At 67.9% G+C, this 17781-nt stretch carries 12 protein-coding genes; 7 read left to right on the top strand and 5 right to left on the bottom strand.

The window, feature by feature from the left end; all coding sequences use genetic code 11:
* Nucleotides 1–94: 94 nt before the first annotated feature.
* The 3 genes from DMX10_RS06495 to DMX10_RS06485 all read right to left on the bottom strand — a co-directional run bounded on the left by DMX10_RS06495 (nucleotide 95) and on the right by DMX10_RS06485 (nucleotide 6696).
* Nucleotides 95–3466: a PAS domain-containing protein gene (locus DMX10_RS06495; RefSeq protein WP_111260330.1), complete on the bottom strand. Its 3372-nt coding sequence runs from the start codon at nucleotides 3464–3466 to the stop codon at nucleotides 95–97.
* Between the two features lie 283 nt (nucleotides 3467–3749).
* Nucleotides 3750–4160, bottom strand: coding sequence for a PA2817 family protein (locus DMX10_RS06490; protein ID WP_111260329.1), 411 nt, complete (start codon nucleotides 4158–4160; stop codon nucleotides 3750–3752).
* Nucleotides 4161–4248: 88 nt separating this feature from the next.
* On the bottom strand, nucleotides 4249–6696 hold the full coding sequence (locus DMX10_RS06485) for an acyl-CoA dehydrogenase (protein WP_111260328.1): 2448 nt from the start codon (nucleotides 6694–6696) through the stop codon (nucleotides 4249–4251).
* Between the two features lie 160 nt (nucleotides 6697–6856).
* Here DMX10_RS06485 and DMX10_RS06480 point away from each other — a divergent pair, with 160 nt between their 5' ends.
* The 7 genes from DMX10_RS06480 (at nucleotide 6857) to DMX10_RS06450 (ending at nucleotide 15619) form a co-directional block, all read left to right on the top strand.
* Nucleotides 6857–7531 carry a transglutaminase family protein gene (locus tag DMX10_RS06480; protein ID WP_111260327.1) on the top strand — a complete coding sequence of 225 codons (675 nt, stop codon included), beginning with the start codon at nucleotides 6857–6859 and terminating at the stop codon, nucleotides 7529–7531.
* 232 nt (nucleotides 7532–7763) lie between these two features.
* A complete protein-coding gene (locus DMX10_RS06475; RefSeq protein ID WP_111260326.1) occupies nucleotides 7764–8384 on the top strand; it encodes a glutathione S-transferase family protein in 621 nt (206 codons plus the stop codon).
* 84 nt (nucleotides 8385–8468) lie between these two features.
* Complete coding sequence (locus DMX10_RS06470; protein WP_111260325.1) at nucleotides 8469–9401, top strand: ABC transporter ATP-binding protein; 933 nt, start codon at nucleotides 8469–8471, stop codon at nucleotides 9399–9401.
* Complete coding sequence (locus DMX10_RS06465) at nucleotides 9398–10177, top strand: ABC transporter permease (RefSeq protein ID WP_021217959.1); 780 nt, start codon at nucleotides 9398–9400, stop codon at nucleotides 10175–10177. The genes DMX10_RS06470 and DMX10_RS06465 overlap by 4 nt, the downstream gene beginning before the upstream one ends.
* A gap of 553 nt (nucleotides 10178–10730) precedes the next feature.
* Entirely contained in the window at nucleotides 10731–11750 is a 1020-nt protein-coding gene (locus DMX10_RS06460; protein ID WP_111260324.1) for an efflux RND transporter periplasmic adaptor subunit, read from the top strand.
* Nucleotides 11747–14809, top strand: coding sequence for an efflux RND transporter permease subunit (locus DMX10_RS06455; protein ID WP_111260323.1), 3063 nt, complete (start codon nucleotides 11747–11749; stop codon nucleotides 14807–14809). Before DMX10_RS06460 ends, DMX10_RS06455 begins: the two co-directional genes overlap by 4 nt.
* A 552-nt stretch (nucleotides 14810–15361) precedes the next feature.
* Complete coding sequence (locus DMX10_RS06450) at nucleotides 15362–15619, top strand: DUF2498 family protein (RefSeq protein WP_111260322.1); 258 nt, start codon at nucleotides 15362–15364, stop codon at nucleotides 15617–15619.
* A 99-nt stretch (nucleotides 15620–15718) separates the two neighbouring features.
* Here DMX10_RS06450 and DMX10_RS06445 read toward each other — a convergent pair whose 3' ends face one another.
* Together DMX10_RS06445 and DMX10_RS32765 are read right to left on the bottom strand one after the other, a co-directional pair.
* A complete protein-coding gene (locus DMX10_RS06445) occupies nucleotides 15719–17230 on the bottom strand; it encodes a hypothetical protein (protein ID WP_111260321.1) in 1512 nt (503 codons plus the stop codon).
* A 12-nt stretch (nucleotides 17231–17242) separates the two neighbouring features.
* Nucleotides 17243–17781 (bottom strand): hypothetical protein (locus DMX10_RS32765; protein WP_158545582.1); only part of this gene is annotated, 539 nt, incomplete at its 5' end.

The raw sequence follows: 17781 nt of genomic DNA, 5'->3' as shown, positions 1-17781 counted from the left end.
CGGGCCCGGCATCCTGTGCCGGGCGGGGTCGCCATGTTAAGGCGCCGCCGCGTCCAGGTGGTAGCGCCGTCCGGCGCCTGGACGAAGGGTCGGCTCAGGCGCAGGGGGCGTTGCGGGTGGCCAGCCCGGCGACGGCGTCGGCGAGCTGCTGCTGGGTGAAGGGCTTGGACAGGCGCGGCAGGTCCAGGCGCACGCCGGCCGGCAGTTCGGCGTAGCCCGAGACCATCAGCACCGGCAGGCCGGGGCGTCGCGAGCGCACCTCCAGCGCCAGCTGTGCGCCGGTCATGTGGGGCATGGCGTGGTCGGTCACCAGCAGGTCGAAGGCCTCGCGCTCCAGCAGTTCCAGGGCCTCCTGCCCGGAGTGGGCCGTGAGCACGCGATGGCCGAGGTCCTCGAGCATCTCGGCGGTGTTGGTCAGCACCAGGTCGTCATCGTCCACGGCGAGGATCGACAGGCCGCCGGTGCGCGAGTCGTCCAGCGGCTCGCAGGTGTCGGGCGGTGGCATCGGTGCGGCCTCGTGCGGCCACGCCTGTGCCGGCAGCCAGATCTCCGCCGTGGTGCCGTGCCCGGGCGTGCTGCGCAGGCGCAGGAAGCCGCCGGACTGTTCGGCGAAGCCGTGGACCATGGACAGGCCGAGGCCGGTGCCCTTGCCGACGCCCTTGGTGGTGAAGAAGGGCTCGGTGGCGCGCTTGAGGGTGGCCTCGTCCATGCCTTCGCCGCTGTCGGTCACGGCCAGGCACAGGTAGCGCCCGGGCGTGAGGCCGTCGCCCGGCGGCGCGGTTTCCTCGCGGGCGGCGATGGAGATGCGGCCCTGGCCGCCCATGGCATCGCGCGCGTTGACGGCGAGGTTGAGCAGGGCGGACTCCAGCTGGTTGGGGTCGGTCTCCACCGCTGGCAGTTGCAGCGGGAACAGGGTTTCCACGGCGATGGTGGAGCCCAGCGCGCTCTGCAGCAGGTCGGTCATGTCCTCCACCAGCTGGCGCAGGTCGATGCGCTCGCGGCGCAGCTCCTGGCGCCGGGCGAAGGCGAGCATGCGCGTGGTCAGCGAGGCGCCGCGCTCGGCGGCGGCGCGGGCGTTGTCCAGCAGGCGCAGCAGCGGCGCCTCGTGGGGCATGCGCCGCCGCAGCAGTTCCAGGCTGCCGAGCACCGCCATCAGCAGGTTGTTGAAGTCATGGGCGATGCCGCCGGTGAGGTTGCCGATGGCCTCCATCTTCTGCACCTGCTGCAGGGCCTGCTCGGCCTTGACCCGCGCGGTCTTCTCCACCGCCTCGGGCACCATGGCGACCACCTCGCCGGTGTCGCTGAGCACCGGGCGCAGGGAGAAGTCGAACAGCCGGGTACCGCCGGGCAGCTCAAGGGCCATGCCGAGGTTGGCGGTGGCGCCGGTGGCGACCCGCTGCACCGCCGCGCGGATGGTTTCGGGCATGCCGGGGGTGCCGGTGAACCAGGGGGTTTCCCAGAACGGCTGGCCGGCCACTTCCTCCAGGCTGGCGTCGATGCCGGCCAGGGCGGTGGCGTTGAAGTGCAGCACCTCGCCACTGGCGGCGATCAGCCCCTGGTAGAGGTGCGAGGTCTCGAAGATGGTGCGGATGCTGGCCTCGCTCTGGGCCAGGGCGGCGGTGCGCTCGTCCACCTTGGCTTCCAGTTCCGCGCGGAAGCGGCGTTCGCCGTCACGGGCTTCCAGCTCCGAGCGCACCCGCTCGATGTGCGCCCAGGAGCGCTCGGTCACCTCGGTGAGCAGGGCCAGTTCCTTGTGGCTCCAGTTGCGCGGCACGCGGTCATGGATGGCCATCAGCGCGGTGAGGCGGCCGCCCTTGACCAGGGGCAGGCAGAGGGTCGCCGCCAGGCCAATGGCCAGGAAGGTGGCGGCCTCCTCGGGGGGCAGCTGGCCGCGATTGTCGTCCAGGACCAGCGGCAGTCCCGCGCCGAGGCGTTGCACCGCCAACTGGCCGAAATCGGCGAGGTGGTAGTGTCCGACGATGCTCTGGCAGCCCGGGGCGGCCCAGTCGCCGCGGATGGTGAAGCCGTCGCCGTCGGGGTCCATGTCGGCGTAGGCGCAGACGGCCACGCCCAGGTGCTCGCCGAGCATGCGGGTGGTGATGGCGAGGATCTGGTCGGCATCGACGCTGCGGGAGGTTTCCTTGCCGAGGGCGTCGAGGAACAGCAGCCGCGCCTCGTTCTCGCGCAGGGCGTCCTCGGCCAGGTGGCGCCCGGTCATGTCGCTGGCGGCACCGAACCATTCGCTGATCTCGCCGTCGGCATCCAGCAAGGGCACGGCACGGGAGAAGGTCCAGCCCAGGCTGCCATCGAGCAGGTACACGCGGTGCTCCAGCTGGAAGATGCCTTTGGTGCGCACGGCCTGGTCGATGGCCGCGCGTACGCGGGGCTGGTCCTCGGCAGGGATGTAGTCCTGCAGCCAGTTGGCGGTGGGGTGGCGGAGGTCGGCGATCAGGCCCTTGCCGTCGAGGCGGCGCATCTCGGTCCAGTGCGGGTCCATGCGAAAGAGCATGTCGGAGGAGGCGTTGACCAGCGCGCGGAAGCGCTCCTCGCTCTTGCGCACGCGGGCCTCGGCGGCGGCGCGTTCGGTGACGTCCTGGCCCTCGACGAAGATGGCGGTGACCCGGCCCTGGCCATCCACCACCGGCTGGTAGACGAAGTCGAGCACGCGCTCTTGCTCGGCGCCGCCGGGTTCGCGTTGCAGCATGACGTGCACGCCGGTGCCGACATAGGCCTTGCCGCTGGTGCGGACCTGGTCCAGCAGCTCGATGAAGCCTTGTCGCTCCACCTCCGGCAGGGCCTCGCGCAGGGGGCGGCCGATCAGGTCGCGGTCGCCCACCAGGCGGCGGTAGACGGGGTTGGCCAGCTCGAACACGTAGTCCGGCCCGGCGAGCAGCGCCATCAGCCCCGGGGCCTGTTCGAACAGACTCTGCAGGCGGCTGCGCTCGGCGCGCATGTGCTGCTCGGCGCGGACCCGCTCGGTGGTCTCGACGACGATGGCGATGACCCCGGCGGGGTGGCCGCTCTCGTCCAGCACGGGTGAGTAGTCGAGGTTCATCCACACCGATTCGGGGCGGCCGTTGCGGTGCAGGGTGAGCTCCTGGTCCTTGTAGGCGAGGGTGCCGCCGGCCAGGCCGACCTTCATGACGTTGTCGTTGAAGTCGGCGACCTCCGGCCAGCCCTTGCGCACCTCCGAGCCCAGCAGCTGCGGGTGGCGGCCACCGGCGAACACCGAGTAGGCGTCGTTGTAGATCATGGTGCCGGCCTCGCCCCAGAGCAGGACGATGGGCACCGGCGAGAGCAGCAGCATGCCGGTGACGGTCTTCAGGCTCTGCGGCCAGCCTTCGATGGGCCCCAGGGGCGTGGCGGCCCAGTCGTGGGCATTGATCAGGCGGCCCAGCTCACCGCTGCCGGGCAGGAAGTAGGGGGTCGGGGCGCCGTCGGGACGGCGGGTCGCATCATCGGTCATCGGCTGGCGGGTCCGGAGCACGGGGGTGGCGGCTGGGGAGCGGGCCCATGGGGCCTAGCGTTTCGGCAGCATGGCGGCGGGAAAGTTGCGCCCCGAACCACGGATTCGCCTCGTCGCACGCAGGAGGGTGGTTGCGGTGCAGGCCGGGGTCAGCGGGACCCGCGCTCGCCGGGGTGGCGGTGCCTGCGTGGCCGCAGGAAACCCGAGGGGCCTGGCCCGGACTGCGGTCCGGGGCGGCCGGCGGCTCCATGCCCGGGCCGGGCACGGGCCAGGGGCGCGAGGGTCAGTGCTTGCCGCTTTCGTCGGGCAGGGCGAGGAATTGCTTTTCCTGGTTCCAGTCGAAGGGCTCGTCGTTCTCCTCGGCTTCGAAGCGGCGCTCGTCGAGGCGCTGGAACAGGGCGATCTCCTCATCGGGCATGAAGTGCAGGCAGTCGCCGCCGAAGAACCACAGCAGGTCGCGGGGGACCAGGTGGGCGATCTGCGGGTAGCGGTGGAACACCTGGGCGATCAGGTCCTGGCCCAGGTAGAGGCTGGCCTCGGGGTCGCGCGGCAGTTCGCTCATCAGCTCGTCGAAGCGTTCGACGAACAGGGCGTGGTTCTCTTCGGGAACCTGCTCGGCTTCGCCCAGGGCGACCAGGATGCCGCGCAGGTGGGCGAGCAGGGCGAGGTGGTGGTCGAGGTAGGGATTGGCCATGGCGTGCGTCCTGGGGCGGAATGAAAACGGGCGCGGAGTATAAGTCCCTCCGCGCCCGCTGTCCCGCCCGCCGGGCCGGGTGGTGGCCCTAGCGGACCCGGCCCTCGGCCAGCAGCAGCTCTTCCTTGGCGTAGTCGTCGACGTCGATCACCTTGCGCCGTGCGGCCTCGGCGGCGCGCAGGCGCTGGGCCTCGCTGGCGTCGACCACCCCGGCGGCCAGGGCGGCGTCGATCAGGCTTTCACCGGCGGCGGGTTTCACCTGGCCGTCCTTGACCGCCTTGTGCAGCTTCTTCTGCAGCGGCTGCACGGCGGCCAGGGCGTCGACGGCGTGCTGCAGCGCGCCGACCGGGTCGTTTTCGGCTTGCGGGCGGAAGCAGCCGGCGAGCAGGTTCTCCAGCGCCGGATCGCCCCGGTCGCGGCCGATGAGGGCGGCGATCTCCGCGTCCAGTTCATCCGACGGCCCCTTGTGGCGACGGCCGAAGGGGAACACCAGCACGCCGAGCAGGCAACCGAAGACACGGCTGGGGAAGTTGGCCAGCAGGCCGGCGAGGGCGTCCTCGGCCTTGCCCAGGCTTTCCTCCAGGGCCCAGCGCAGCAGCGGGCGCAGATGCTCGGGGCTGTCCAGGTCGTGGTAGCGCTTGAGCGCGGCGGAGGCCAGGTAGAGGTGGCTGAGCACATCGCCCAGACGCGCGGAGAGGCGCTCGCGGCGTTTCAGCTCGCCGCCCAGCAGCATCATGCTGAAGTCGGCGAGCAGGGCGAAGGCCGCCGAGAGACGGTTGAGGCTGCGGAAGTAGCCCTGGGCCAGGCGATCGCCCGGGGCGCTGCCCAGGTGGCCGAAGGTCAGGCCCAGCAACAGGGTGCTGGCGGCGTTGCTGACGGCGAAGCCGATGTGCTGCATCAGCAGGTCGTCGAACTCCTCCAGGGCGCGGTCGTGGTCCTCGCGGCCGGCCAGCGCCATTTCCTTGAGCACGAACGGATGGCAGCGGATGGCACCCTGGCCGAAGATCATCAGGTTGCGCGAGAGGATGTTGGCGCCTTCCACGGTGATGAAGATCGGCGCGCCCTGCCAGGAGCGGCCCAGGTAGTTGTTCGGGCCCATGATGATGCCCTTGCCGCCGTGCACGTCCATGGCGTGGCCGATGCACTCGCGGCCGCGTTCGGTGAGGTGGTACTTGAGGATGGCCGAGAGCACCGAGGGCTTCTCGCCCAGGTCCACCGCGTTGGCGGTGAGCACGCGCGCGGCGTCCATCAGCCAGGCGTTGCCGCCGATGCGCGCCATGGCCTCCTGGATGCCCTCGAAGGCCGCCAGCGGCACGTTGAACTGCTCGCGCACGCGGGTGTACTGGCCGGTGACCAGGCTGGTGTACTTGGCGGCACCGGTGCCCACCGCCGGCAGCGAGATGGAGCGGCCGACGGAGAGGCAGTTCATCAGCATCATCCAGCCCTTGCCGAGCATGGGCTGGCCGCCGATCAGGTAGTCCAGCGGTACGAACACGTCCTTGCCGGAGTTGGGGCCGTTCATGAAGGCGGCGCCCAGGGGCAGGTGGCGGCGGCCGATTTCCACGCCGGGGGTGTCGGTGGGCACCAGCGCCAGGCTGATGCCCAGGTCTTCCTCGTCACCCAGCAGGTGCTCGGGGTCATAGGCCTTGAAGGCCAGGCCGAGCAGCGTGGCCACCGGGCCGAGGGTGATGTAGCGCTTCTCCCAGGTCAGGCGCAGACCGATGACTTCCTCGCCCTTCCACTGGCCCTTGCAGACGATGCCGACGTCGGGCATGGCGCCGGCGTCGGAGCCGGCCAACGGGCCGGTGAGGGCGAAGCAGGGGATGTCCTCGCCACGGGCCAGGCGCGGCAGGTAGTGCTGGCGCTGCTCGTCGGTGCCGTAGTGCAGCAGCAGCTCGGCCGGGCCGAGGGAGTTGGGCACCATCACGGTGGAGGCGAGGTCGCCGCTGCGGGTGGCCAGCTTCATGGCCACCTGGGAGTGGGCGTAGGCGGAGAAGCCCTTGCCGCCGTACTCCTTGGGAATGATCAGGGCGAAGAAGCCGTTGGCCTTGATGTGTTCCCAGGCCTCGGGGGGCAGGTCCATGCGCTGGCCGATGTCCCAGTCGCTGACCATGGCGCAGAGCTCCTCGGTGGGGCCGTCGATGAAGGCCTGCTCCTCGGCGGTGAGCGCCGGGCGCGGGTAGTCGAGGAGCTTGTTCCAGTCGGGGCGGCCGCTGAACAGCTCGCCGTCCCACCACACGGTGCCGGCCTCGATGGCGTCGCGCTCGGTTTCCGACATGGGCGGCAGCACGCGCTGGAACCAGGAGAACAGCGGGGCGGTGATCAGCTTGCGGCGCATTTCCGGGAAGGCCAGGGGCAGGGCGACCGCCAGCCAGAGGACCCAGAGGATCGCCAGCAGCCAGCCGGGCGAGTGGCTGAACACCCCCATGGCCAGGAGATACAGGGCCACCGCGCCGAGGGCGGGCAGGGGAGCGGTGCGGCGGTGCGCCAGCCAGGCGACCCCCAGTACCAGGACGAGCAACCAGACGAACACCATGCGTGATCCTCCTTGATGACGGTGCGGCACAGGCGCGACCGTCACGAGCGTAGACGTCGCCATGGAAGGTGGCGACATGGGCAGTCAGCTTGGCCGGATCGTCGTTGGGCGGGCACCGGGGCAACCCCTAGACTGGGGCGGTTCACCCTGGAGAGACGCCATGCAGCCCTACCTGCGATCCGGTCGCTTCGTTGATAGTGACCACCCCCTGGTGGTTGAGTTCGCCTCGCAAAACTGCGGCGCGAGCGCGCAGCCGCGTGACCAGGCGGTCAGCCTGTACTACGCGGTGCGCGACGCCATCCGCTACAACCCCTACGCCTTCAGCCGCGACCCCGGCTCGCTCAAGGCGAGCACCGCGCTGGCGGCGGGGGAGTCCTACTGCGTGCCCAAGGCCATCCTCCTCGCGGCCTGCGCGCGGCATTGCGGGATTCCCGCACGCATCGGCCTGGCGGACGTGCGCAACCACCTGGCCACCCCGCGCCTGCTGCAATTGTTGAAGAGCGAGGTGTTCGCCATGCACGGCTACACCGAGCTGTATCTGGACGGGCGCTGGGTCAAGGCGACGCCGGCCTTCAACCTGGAGCTGTGCCGGTTGTTCGACGTCGCGCCGCTGGAGTTCGACGGGGCCAGCGACAGCGTCTTCCACCCCTTCAACCGCCAGGGCGAGCGCTACATGGAATACCTCGCCGACCATGGCCAGTTCGAGGACCTGCCGGAGGCGCTGTTCTTCGGCCACTTGGCGAAGGTCTACCCGCACCTGTTCGAGCCCGACGCGGCCTTCATGAGCGGTGACCTGCACAGCGAGGCCGCCGCGGCGAAGATGGCGTCGCGATGATGGGTTTCGCTTCGCTCGCGGAGCGCCGCCCGACCCATCCTACGAATGAAGGCCACCTGGGACGGGGCCGTTCCGTGGGCGGAGCGAAACCCTTGCTGCAAGCGCCCATGCATACCCCCACCAATCCGCCACCCCGCTCGGGTCGATATGCGATATCAACGCAAATCCTTGGCCAAGGAGGGGGGGATTGCCTCTAGAATCGACGCCTCGTGAAACGACAGGACAATCACAGATGCTGAAGATCTGGGGCCGCAAGAATTCGTCCAACGTGAGAAAGGCGCTCTGGGCCGCCGAGGAGGCCGGCATCGCCTTCGAGGCGATCGACGCCGGGGGCGCCTTCGGGCTGGTCAACGATCCCGAGTACCGGGCGAAGAACCCCAATGGCCTGGTGCCGTTGATCGAGGATGGCGAGCTGGTGCTCTGGGAGTCCAACGCCATCGTCCGCTACCTGGCCGCGCGCTACGCCCCGGGCGATCTCTATCCCGAGGACCCGGCGCTGCGTGCCCAGGGCGACAAGTGGATGGACTGGACCACCTCGGCCTTCGCCCCGGTCTTCCGCGACCTGTTCTGGGGCACCCTGCGCACGCCGCCGGCTGAGCGCGACCCGGCCAGGATCGCCACCGCCCTGGCCCGTTGCAGCGAGCTGCTGGCGATGCCCGAGCGGGCCCTGGCGGCACAGCCATTCCTTTCCGGCGAGCGCTTCGCCATGGGCGACATCCCCCTGGGCAGCTTCATCTACGCCTGGTTCGAGATGCCCATCGAGCGGCCCGGGCTGCCGGCCCTGGAGGCCTGGTACGCGCGGCTCAGGGAGCGCCCGGCCTACCGCAAGGCGGTGATGACCGCCCTGACCTGATGCTAGGCTCAACCCATCAAGCGGCTTGATGGTTGCGTTCGCAGCCATCAAGGCCAAGTTCAATCCCTTCTGCAAAGGCACGTCATGACATCTGCTCTATCCATCCGGCAGCTGACCAAGACCTACGGCAACGGCTTCCAGGCCCTCAAGGGCATCGACCTGGAAGTGGCCGAAGGCGATTTCTTCGCATTGCTGGGCCCCAACGGCGCCGGCAAGTCCACCACCATCGGCATCCTCTCCACCCTGGTGAACAAGACCAGCGGCACGGTGAGCGTGTTCGGCAACGACCTGGACACCTCGCCCTACGCGCTCAAGCGCTGCCTCGGCGTGGTGCCCCAGGAGTTCAACTTCAACCAGTTCGAGAAGGTCTTCGACATCGTCGTGACCCAGGCCGGCTACTACGGCATCCCGGCGAAGATCGCCAAGGAGCGCGCCGAGCAGTACCTCACCCAGCTGGGCCTGTGGGAAAAGCGCGACTCCGCCTCCCGCGAGCTGTCCGGCGGCATGAAGCGCCGCCTGATGATCGCCCGTGCGCTGATCCACGAGCCGCGCCTGCTGATCCTCGACGAGCCCACCGCCGGCGTCGACATCGAGCTGCGCCGCTCGATGTGGAGCTTCCTCACCGAGCTCAACGCCAAGGGCATCACCATCATCCTCACCACCCACTACCTCGAGGAAGCCGAGCAGCTGTGCCGCAACATCGGCATCATCGACCACGGCACCATCGTCGAGAACACCAGCATGAAGGCGCTGCTGAAGAAGCTGCACGTGGAGACCTTCCTGCTCGACCTCAAGGATTCGCTGGCCAGCGTGCCGCAGCTCGACGGCTACCCGGCACGCCTGGTGGACCACCACACCCTGGAGGTGCAGGTGGACAAGAGCCAGGGCATCACCGAGCTGTTCCGCCAGCTGTCGGCGCTGCACATCGACGTGCTCAGCCTGCGCAACAAGACCAACCGCCTGGAGGAGTTGTTCGTGTCCCTGGTCGAGAAGAACCTGTCGAAGGTGGCCGTATGAGTTCCGAACTGCGCGCCAACCTGGTCGCCCTCAACACCATCGTCTACCGCGAAGTCCGTCGCTTCACCCGCATCTGGCCGCAGACCCTGCTGCCCCCGGGCATCACCATGGCGCTGTACTTCGTCATCTTCGGCAACCTGATCGGCCGGCAGATCGGCGACATGGGCGGCTTCAGCTACATGGAATACATCGTGCCGGGGCTGATCATGATGTCGGTGATCACCAACTCGTACAGCAACGTGGTCTCCAGCTTCTTCGGCAGCAAGTTCCAGCGTTCGGTGGAGGAGCTGCTGGTGTCGCCGGTGTCGCCGCACACCATCCTCCTCGGCTACACCATCGGCGGCGTGCTGCGCGGCCTGGCGGTGGGGGTGATCGTGACCCTGCTGTCGCTGTTCTTCACCAAGCTGCAGGTGCACCACCTGGGCGTGACCGTGCTGGTGGTGCTGCTGACCGCCACCACCTTTTCCCTGGGCGGCTTCATCAACGCGGTGTACGCCCGCAACTTCGACGACATCTCCATCGTCCCGACCTTCGTGCTGACGCCGCTGACCTACCTGGGCGGGGTGTTCTACTCCATCAGCCTGCTGCCGCCGTTCTGGCAGACGGTGTCCCTGGCCAACCCCATCCTGCACATGGTCAACGCCTTCCGCTACGGCATCCTCGGCGTCTCCGACATCAACATCGGCATCGCCATCGGCCTGATGACGCTGACCACGGTGATCCTCTACATCGCCTGCATCCGCCTGCTGGTGAGCGGGCGGGGTATGCGCCAGTAAGGCATCGCTGATGAGGGCAAGGGTGCTCCAGCCGTAGGAGCGAGCTCTGCTCGCGAACCTTGAATGGCGGGGCTGGATGGCATTGCTCTGTCATGGGAGCGAATTCATTTGAACTTGGAAAACCACGTCCTTAGGGCGTGGTCATCGGTTCTGCCTGTGACGATTTGAATTGATAGCCCTGCAGGATGAACGCGTGTCGTAGGGTGTGCCGTGCGCACCTCCGCGCGGTGCTTCCGGCGAGTCCGAGGTGCGCGCAGCACACCCTACGTCCGAAGTGAGCGGCGGCTGCTTGCTCCAAGGTCTGATTGCGCCCCTTCTAGGGGGCCAAAAGCAAAGCACGTTCTAAGAACGTGGATTTTTACTCGCGAACAAAGGCCCGTACCGGGCATCGCGGTTGAAACCGCTCCCACGCGGGCCCCTCTCCGAAATGCATCCATCTCGATACAAAGCGTCACAGACTGCCTCTATCTTTACGTGCCCCTGACAAAAGTCCGCCGATACTCCCGGTAGACTTTTTCATTTCCGACAAGAACGACTCGAAAAGAGGCTGTTGATGATCGCTCGTCGCCGCGCCTGGCCGTTGCTGCTGTGTGGATTGCTCACCTGTCCGGCCTTCGCCGCCAACCCGCCGCTGGTGGAGGTGGCCGAGCCCCAGCGCACGCTGGTGCGGGACGAGCTGGTGACCTTCGGCTCGCTGCGTTCCGACGAGTCGGTGACCATCCGCCCGGAGATCGAAGGGCGCCTGGCCCGCCTGCATTTCAAGGAAGGGCAGCCGGTGAAGGGCGGCGACCTGCTGGTCAGCCTCGACGATGCCATCGCCCGCGCCGAGCTGGACCAGGCCCGGGCCAACCTGGAGCTGGCGGAGAAGAGCTACCAGCGCGCGCAGATGCTGTTCAAGCGCGGCGCCAGCAACGCCCAGGCCCAGGACGAGGCGCAGTCCCAGCAGCAGGCCGCCCGCGCCAGCCTGGCCCTGGCCCAGGCGCGCCTCGACAAGACCCAGATCCGCGCGCCCTACGACGGTTTCCTCGGCCTGCGCCAGGTGAGCACCGGCGATTACCTCAGCCCCGGCCAGGACATCGTCAACCTGGAGGTGCTCGACCCGCTCAAGGTGGATTTCCGCGTGCCGCAGAAGGCCGTGTCCCAGGTGCACCTCGGCCAGACCGTGGAGATCAGCGTCGATGCCTACCTGGGCGAGCGCTTCCGCGGCCGCATCATCGCCCTCAACCCGCGCCTGGATGAGGTCGGCCGCAGCCAGGCCATCCGCGCGCAGATCGGCAACGCCGACCACCGCCTCAAGCCCGGCCAGTTCGTCAAGGTCTCGGTGATCCTCGAAGAGCGCCCCGACGCGCTGCTGATCCCCGAGGAGGCGGTGATCCCGGTCGGCCAGCAGCTGTTCGTCGCCATCGTCGTCGACGGCAAGGTGGAGCGCCGGCAGATCCGCATCGGCCAGCGCCAGCGCGGCAAGGCCGAGGTGCGCGAGGGCCTGCAGGGCAACGAGCAGGTGATCACCGCGGGCTGGCAGAAGGCCGGGCCCGGGCAGGAGGTGCGCACTGTCGCGCGGGGTGCGCTATGACCCTGTCCGACCTGTGCATCCGCCGCCCGGTATTCGCCACCGTCCTCTCCCTGGTGGTGGTGCTGCTCGGGCTGATGGCCTACCAGCGCCTGACGGTGCGCGAGTACCCGAACATCGACGTGCCCATCGTCACCGTCAACGTCATCTACCCCGGCGCCAGCCCGGAGATCATGGAATCCCAGGTGGCGCAGCCCATCGAGGACGTGCTCTCGGGCATCGAGGGCCTGGACTTCGTGTCCTCCATCAGCCGCTCCGAGAACACCCAGATCACCGCGCAGTTCCGCCTCGGCACCGACGCCGACGAGGCGGCCAACGACGTGCGTGACCGTCTCGGCCGGGTGCGTGGCCTGCTGCCCACCGAGATCGACGAACCGGTGGTGCAGAAGGTCGAGGCCGACGCCCAGCCGGTGGTGTGGATCGCCTTCTACAGCGAGCGGCACTCGGCGATGGAAATCACCGACGTGCTGGAGCGGGTGGTGCAGGACCGCCTGCAGACCATCCCCGGCGTCTCCGAGGTGCAGATACGCGGCGCGCGCACCTATGCCATGCGCATCTGGCTGGACCCGGAGAAGCTCGCCGCCCACGACCTCACCGTGCAGGACGTGGAAGACGCCCTGCGCCGGCAGAACGTGGAGATCCCTGCCGGGCGCATCGAGTCGGTGCAGCGCGAGTTCAGCGTGCTCTCGGAAACCGACCTGAAGACCCCCGAGGAATTCAACGACCTGATCATCGACGACCGCCGTGGCTACCTGCTGCGCCTGTCCGACGTGGGCCATGCCGAGATCGGCGCCGCCGACGAGCGCTCGCTGGTGCGCTTCAACGGCCGCCCGGCGGTGTCCCTGGGCCTGGTGCGCCAGGCCACGGCCAACCCGCTGGAAATCTCCGATGGTCTCAATGCCGCGCTGCCCGATGTGCGCGAGCTGCTGCCCGAGGGCATGCAGATGGCCATCGCCAACGACAACTCGCTGTTCATCCGCGAGTCCATCGCCAACGTCTACGCCACCATCTGGGAGGCGGTGGTGCTGGTGGTGCTGATCATCTTCCTGTTCCTGCGCTCGCTGCGGGCGACGCTGGTCCCGCTGGTGACCATCCCGGTGTCGCTGATCGGCGCCTGCGCGCTGATGGCGCTGATGGGCTTCACCATCAACACCCTCACGCTGCTGGCCATGGTGCTGGCCATCGGCCTGGTGGTGGACGACGCCATCGTGGTGCTGGAGAACATCCACCGGCACATCGAGGCGGGTTTGTCGCCTGTACAGGCGGCGTTCAAGGGCAGCCGCGAGATCGCCTTCGCGGTGATCGCCATGACCCTGACCCTGGCCGCCGTCTATGCGCCCATCGGCTTCATGCAGGGCACCTCGGGCAAGCTGTTCACCGAGTTCTCCTGGACCCTGGCCGGCGCGGTGCTGGTCTCCGGTTTCGTCGCCCTGACGCTATCGCCGATGATGTGCGGCCAACTGCTCAAGCCGCACCGGGCGGAGGAGCGCCACGGTCGCGTCTACAACCTGATCGAAGGCTTCCTCAACGGCCTCACCTACAGCTACCGCCACCTGCTGGAGCGGGTGCTGCGGGCCTGGGTGCTGATCGCCGTGTTCCTGGTCGGTGTGCTGCTGGCGTGCGCCTGGATGTTCACCGGCCTGCGCAGCGAGCTGGCGCCCACCGAGGACACCGGCACCATAGTCGGCACCCTCAACGGCCCGGACGGCGCCACCCTGCAGTACACCAGCCGCTACGCGAAGATGCTCGAGGACGCCTACAAGTCCATCCCCGAGACCAACCGCTACATGGTGGTGGTGGGTTTCCCCACCGTGGCCCAGGGCCTGTCGTTCATGAAGCTGGAGGACTGGGACAAACGCAGCCGCAGCCAGTTCGAGATCCGCGACGAACTCCTGCCCAAGCTGCAGGACATCCCGGGCGTGCGTGCCTTCCCGGTCAACCGCCCGCCGCTGGGGCAGAGCGCGCGCAACCAGCCGGTGAACTTCGTCATCCGCTCGTCCCTGGAATACGCCGAGCTGCAGCAGTACGTAGACACCCTGCTGGCGCGCATCCGCGAGTACCCGGGGCTGGAGAGCATCGACACCGACCTCAAGCTCAACACCCCGCAGCTCAAGGTCACGGTCAACCGCGAGCAGGCCACCGCCGTGGGCACCGACGTCGCCACCATCGGCCGCAGCCTGGAAAGCCTGTTCGGCAGCCGCCAGGTGACCCGCTTCAAGCAGAACGGCGAGCAGTACGACGTGCTGGTGCAGCTGGCCAACGTCGACCGCAGCAACCCCGACGACCTCAACCGCGTGTACGTGCGTGGCCGCGACGACAGCATGGTGCAGCTCTCCAACCTCATCGAGGTGAAGGAGACGGTGTCGCCGCGCGAGCTCAACCACTTCAACCAGCTGCGCGCGGTGACCCTCAGCGCCAACGTCGGCAGCGGCTACACCCTGGGCGAGGCGCTGACCCATCTGGAACGCGTGGCCCGCGAGGTGATGCCGCCGGAGACCCAGTTCGACTACACCGGCACCTCCCGCGACTTCAAGGAGTCCAGCGCCGGCGTGGCGCTGACCTTCGCCCTGGCCCTGGTGTTCATCTACCTGGTGCTGGCGGCGCAGTTCGAAAGCTTCGTCGACCCCTTGATCATCCTCTTCAGCGTGCCGCTCTCCATCGCCGGGGCCTTGCTCGCCCTGGAGCTGTTCGGCGGCACCCTGAACATCTATTCCCAGGTGGGCATGGTCACGCTCATCGGGCTGATCACCAAGCACGGCATCCTCATCGTCGAATTCGCCAACCAGCTGCTGCGCGAGGGGCGCAGCCTGGATGAGGCGGTGATGGAGGCCTCGGTGCAGCGCCTGCGGCCGATCCTCATGACCACCGGCGCCATGGTCCTCGGCTCGCTGCCCCTGGCGATCGCCACCGGTGCCGGCGCCGAGAGCCGCCAGCAGATCGGCATGGTGATAGTCGGCGGCCTGCTGGTGGGCACCTTCTTCACCCTGTTCGTGGTGCCGACCCTGTACCGCAAGCTGCGCCAATGGCGGCCGATGCGCCTGGAGGAGCCGGCGCTGGCGTGATGCCCCATGGGCTTGTAGGGGCGAACTCATTGGCTATGTCTGCGTTAAGTGTTGCTATAAGAATTGAGCCCAGCTGATTGCCGAGCTCTGGTGATGTTTCTGGTTTCGCCCCCCGGCGAGTCTCTTTCTTCAGTCGCCAAGAAAGAAACCAAAGAGGCTTGCCCCATCATCCGGCCCCGGCTTCGCCGTGGTTCCCTCACTCCATCGTCGTTACTCGCTACGCTCGCCCTTCGGGCCGCACTGAAGTGCGTTCGCCGCAAGCGTCGTCTGGGGGCCGGCGCGATGGGCCATCTATGGCCTGGCGCGCCTCTCGCGGCATCCATGCCGCTCGTCCCCCGGCGCAACGACTGCGTTCGGCCTCCTGGAGGGGCGTTGGCGGCTGCTCCAACTTTCTTCGTCCAACGCATCGCCACGTGGTACGCACAGGTGTAAGCGCGCGCCGGTTTTGGCCTTTCCTAGCGATCCATTTGGCATTTTCGAACAAGCGGTACCTAGCGGGACATTTGGCATCGCTACTATGCTTAGCGCTTGGACTCAACAGGTAGAGGCGTCATGAAGACAATCACCAAAGAAGAGATGGTGGCCTTAGCCAATCAACGCTTGTTGTCACGACAGCGAGAGATGCCGGGGCTGCGAATTGATGATGCTGAGACGATGGGCTCTGTGCTCATTCTGCGCGGCGAGTGCTTCCTCCAAAGGAACTGTGCTGCCACTAAGAAGAGCATTGCGGCGATAAGAATTTATCGTGAGCTGTCCGAAGAGCTTTCTAAGGAATACCGAGTTGCAAAGCCGGAGCCATCTTCAAGCTGACTTATTCGCCGGCCTTTAGGCTGTACCTGCTAGTTGCTGCCGGCCGCAGGGTTTCGCTGCACCTGCGGCCGTCGCCCTCTCTTAACTCTCTAAATGCTGTTAGCTCCAGCTCCCGCTGGCGTACCAGACACCCGTCCGGGGGTCGCAGCGGAACCGAGCATGATGGCCGGGGGCGCTAAGCTCGACAGCGCCGGTCGGGTATAGCGTGGCGCCGGCCCCGGCCTCGAAACGCCAGGTCCTGGCGTTACCCGCCGCGACTGTCACCTCGACGAACAGGTCGGGGTCGCCGCCCAGCTGGTCGATGCCGTTGGCGCTGTAGGCATCGCGGACGGTGTCGTTGAACCCTGCCGGCAGTTGGATGACCAGAGTGCCCGCCGTGGTGTCGCTCAGGTAATGGTGCTGCTGGACTACCTGCTCGCTGATGGCAAACGAGCCGCTCGCATAACCGCACTCCATTTCATGCCAGGCCCCTGCCCAGTTGCCCCACACGTTCGGCACCACCGTTCGGCTCGTGGCCCTCATGGCATCCACCCAGGGCGTCGCCAGCGGGTCGGCTGAGTCACGCCAGGCGTAGCCGCTGGCGGTGCGCTCCAGGACAAAGCGCGCTTCACGGGTGGGCGGCTCGGGTAGCGATTGGGTGATCGCGCGCAGGGCAAACGGCGCTGCCAAGCTGCCGGCCAACTGGAAGGCCTGGCCACCAGGACGCAACAGGTCAGCAGCGGTGATGTTGCTACTGCCGCCACTCTCGCCGCCGCCGGCCAGGTCGATGAGGATCGGCTGCGGGTGCAGGGTGACGGTGCCCTGACTCAGCCCTGATGTCAGGTAGCCGACCACCAGGATGGTGGCGACGTGCAAGTCCTCGGCCGTGGCGGGTGCCTCACCGTCCGGGCCGCGCCCGTTGAGGTACGCCCCTCCCACGGTGACCGCGAACGATTGCCCGCCGCCCAGCACGCAAACCGGGGCACCGACCCAATCGTCCAGCGTCCCGGCCGGCAACGCGGTGGTGTCTGCCTTCAGGTCCGCCAGGGTGCAGGTGCCGCCCACCAGCACCTGGACAGGTTCACCGCTGGCGACGCCGGCAGCAAGCACCCTTCCGACCAGGTAGCCAGGCAACAGGCCCAGGCTGCTGCCGATGTCCTCCTCCAAGAGGTACGCATAGCGGTCAGTCTGCCCAGGGGTGTTGGAGTCGCCACCTACCGGATAGAGGCCTACCAACTCCCCGCCGGCAGTGGCCTCGCTTCCACCCCATAGGGCGGTCACGCTGTACGCGCCGGACGACCCGCCGCCCGCATTGGCGGCCTCAAGCAAGGCCCGGCCAACGCCGGCAGTCCAATAGGCGCTTACGCGCGTTCCTGACGGCCAGGCCCTGGCTTCGGTGCCCTCCTGGCCGCGTAGCAGCGTGATGGAGCCACCGGAAACGGCCACAGCCTTGACGATCTCGCCGCTGTCGTCGTCGCTGGCGTCTTCGCTCGAAAGCGTCAGCACGTAGTAGCCGCCGGCAAGGCTGCCCAGGGCGGCCGCTTTGCTGGCGTCGATGGTCATGGTTTCGGCCCCGGCGCTCAGCGCTGCCAGAAGCTCGGTCGTCCAATTGTTGATGAACAGTGGTTGCACTTGAAATGACTCCTAGATGTAGACGACTGAATTGGGCTCGCCCAGGACGTATTGCCCGGTGAACGGGTCAATGGCCCCGTACAGCGGTGAGGGGCGGCCTTGGGGCGGGAATGGGATGTCACGCCGCACCTGGTCGACTCCGCCAGGAAAGGCGGTGAAGCCGTAGCGGTCGCGCTGGCGCTGGCTGCCAACCACGCGGAAAGCCTCGAGCAGGCATACCAGCCGATTGCTCCACCAGTGCGCCCAGCACTGCCAGCTGTAGGTTTTGGTCGGAGAACGCATAGGCAGGGTGAAGACGCGGCGGGCCGCGCTCACCAGCCACTTTTCCGGGTTGCCCTCGCCAAAGCGCCCTTGCTCATCTATCGACAGGTTGTCGCCGCCGGGCCCGTAGCCACCGCCCAGGCCCAGCGAGAGGCCGTGGAGAGTGCTTTGTGCCTGGTCGATGGTTTCACCGTCGATGCTCAGCACCCACCGATCATGCAGCTCGGCCACCTGGGGACCAGGTCGGCCCGATAGGCCGGTCGAGAAACCCACCACACCGGCGGCGTTCA

Source organism: Pseudomonas sp. 57B-090624 (assembly GCF_003234055.1).
Classification (GTDB): Bacteria; Pseudomonadota; Gammaproteobacteria; order Pseudomonadales; family Pseudomonadaceae; genus Metapseudomonas; species Metapseudomonas tohonis.
This window is presented reverse-complemented; position numbering and strand designations above follow the sequence as displayed.

Excerpts from the sequence above, each read along its gene's own strand:
- DMX10_RS06485 (WP_111260328.1), bottom strand. The coding sequence starts at position 6,696 with ATGGTGTTCGTCTGGTTGCTCGTCCTGGTACTGGGGGTCGCCTGGCTG.
- DMX10_RS06465 (WP_021217959.1), top strand. The coding sequence starts at position 9,398 with ATGAGTTCCGAACTGCGCGCCAACCTGGTCGCCCTCAACACCATCGTC.
- DMX10_RS06460 (WP_111260324.1), top strand. The coding sequence starts at position 10,731 with ATGATCGCTCGTCGCCGCGCCTGGCCGTTGCTGCTGTGTGGATTGCTC.
- DMX10_RS06490 (WP_111260329.1), bottom strand. The coding sequence starts at position 4,160 with ATGGCCAATCCCTACCTCGACCACCACCTCGCCCTGCTCGCCCACCTG.
- DMX10_RS06480 (WP_111260327.1), top strand. The coding sequence starts at position 6,857 with ATGCAGCCCTACCTGCGATCCGGTCGCTTCGTTGATAGTGACCACCCC.
- DMX10_RS06455 (WP_111260323.1), top strand. The coding sequence starts at position 11,747 with ATGACCCTGTCCGACCTGTGCATCCGCCGCCCGGTATTCGCCACCGTC.
- DMX10_RS06470 (WP_111260325.1), top strand. The coding sequence starts at position 8,469 with ATGACATCTGCTCTATCCATCCGGCAGCTGACCAAGACCTACGGCAAC.
- DMX10_RS06450 (WP_111260322.1), top strand. The coding sequence starts at position 15,362 with ATGAAGACAATCACCAAAGAAGAGATGGTGGCCTTAGCCAATCAACGC.
- DMX10_RS06475 (WP_111260326.1), top strand. The coding sequence starts at position 7,764 with ATGCTGAAGATCTGGGGCCGCAAGAATTCGTCCAACGTGAGAAAGGCG.
- DMX10_RS06495 (WP_111260330.1), bottom strand. The coding sequence starts at position 3,466 with ATGACCGATGATGCGACCCGCCGTCCCGACGGCGCCCCGACCCCCTAC.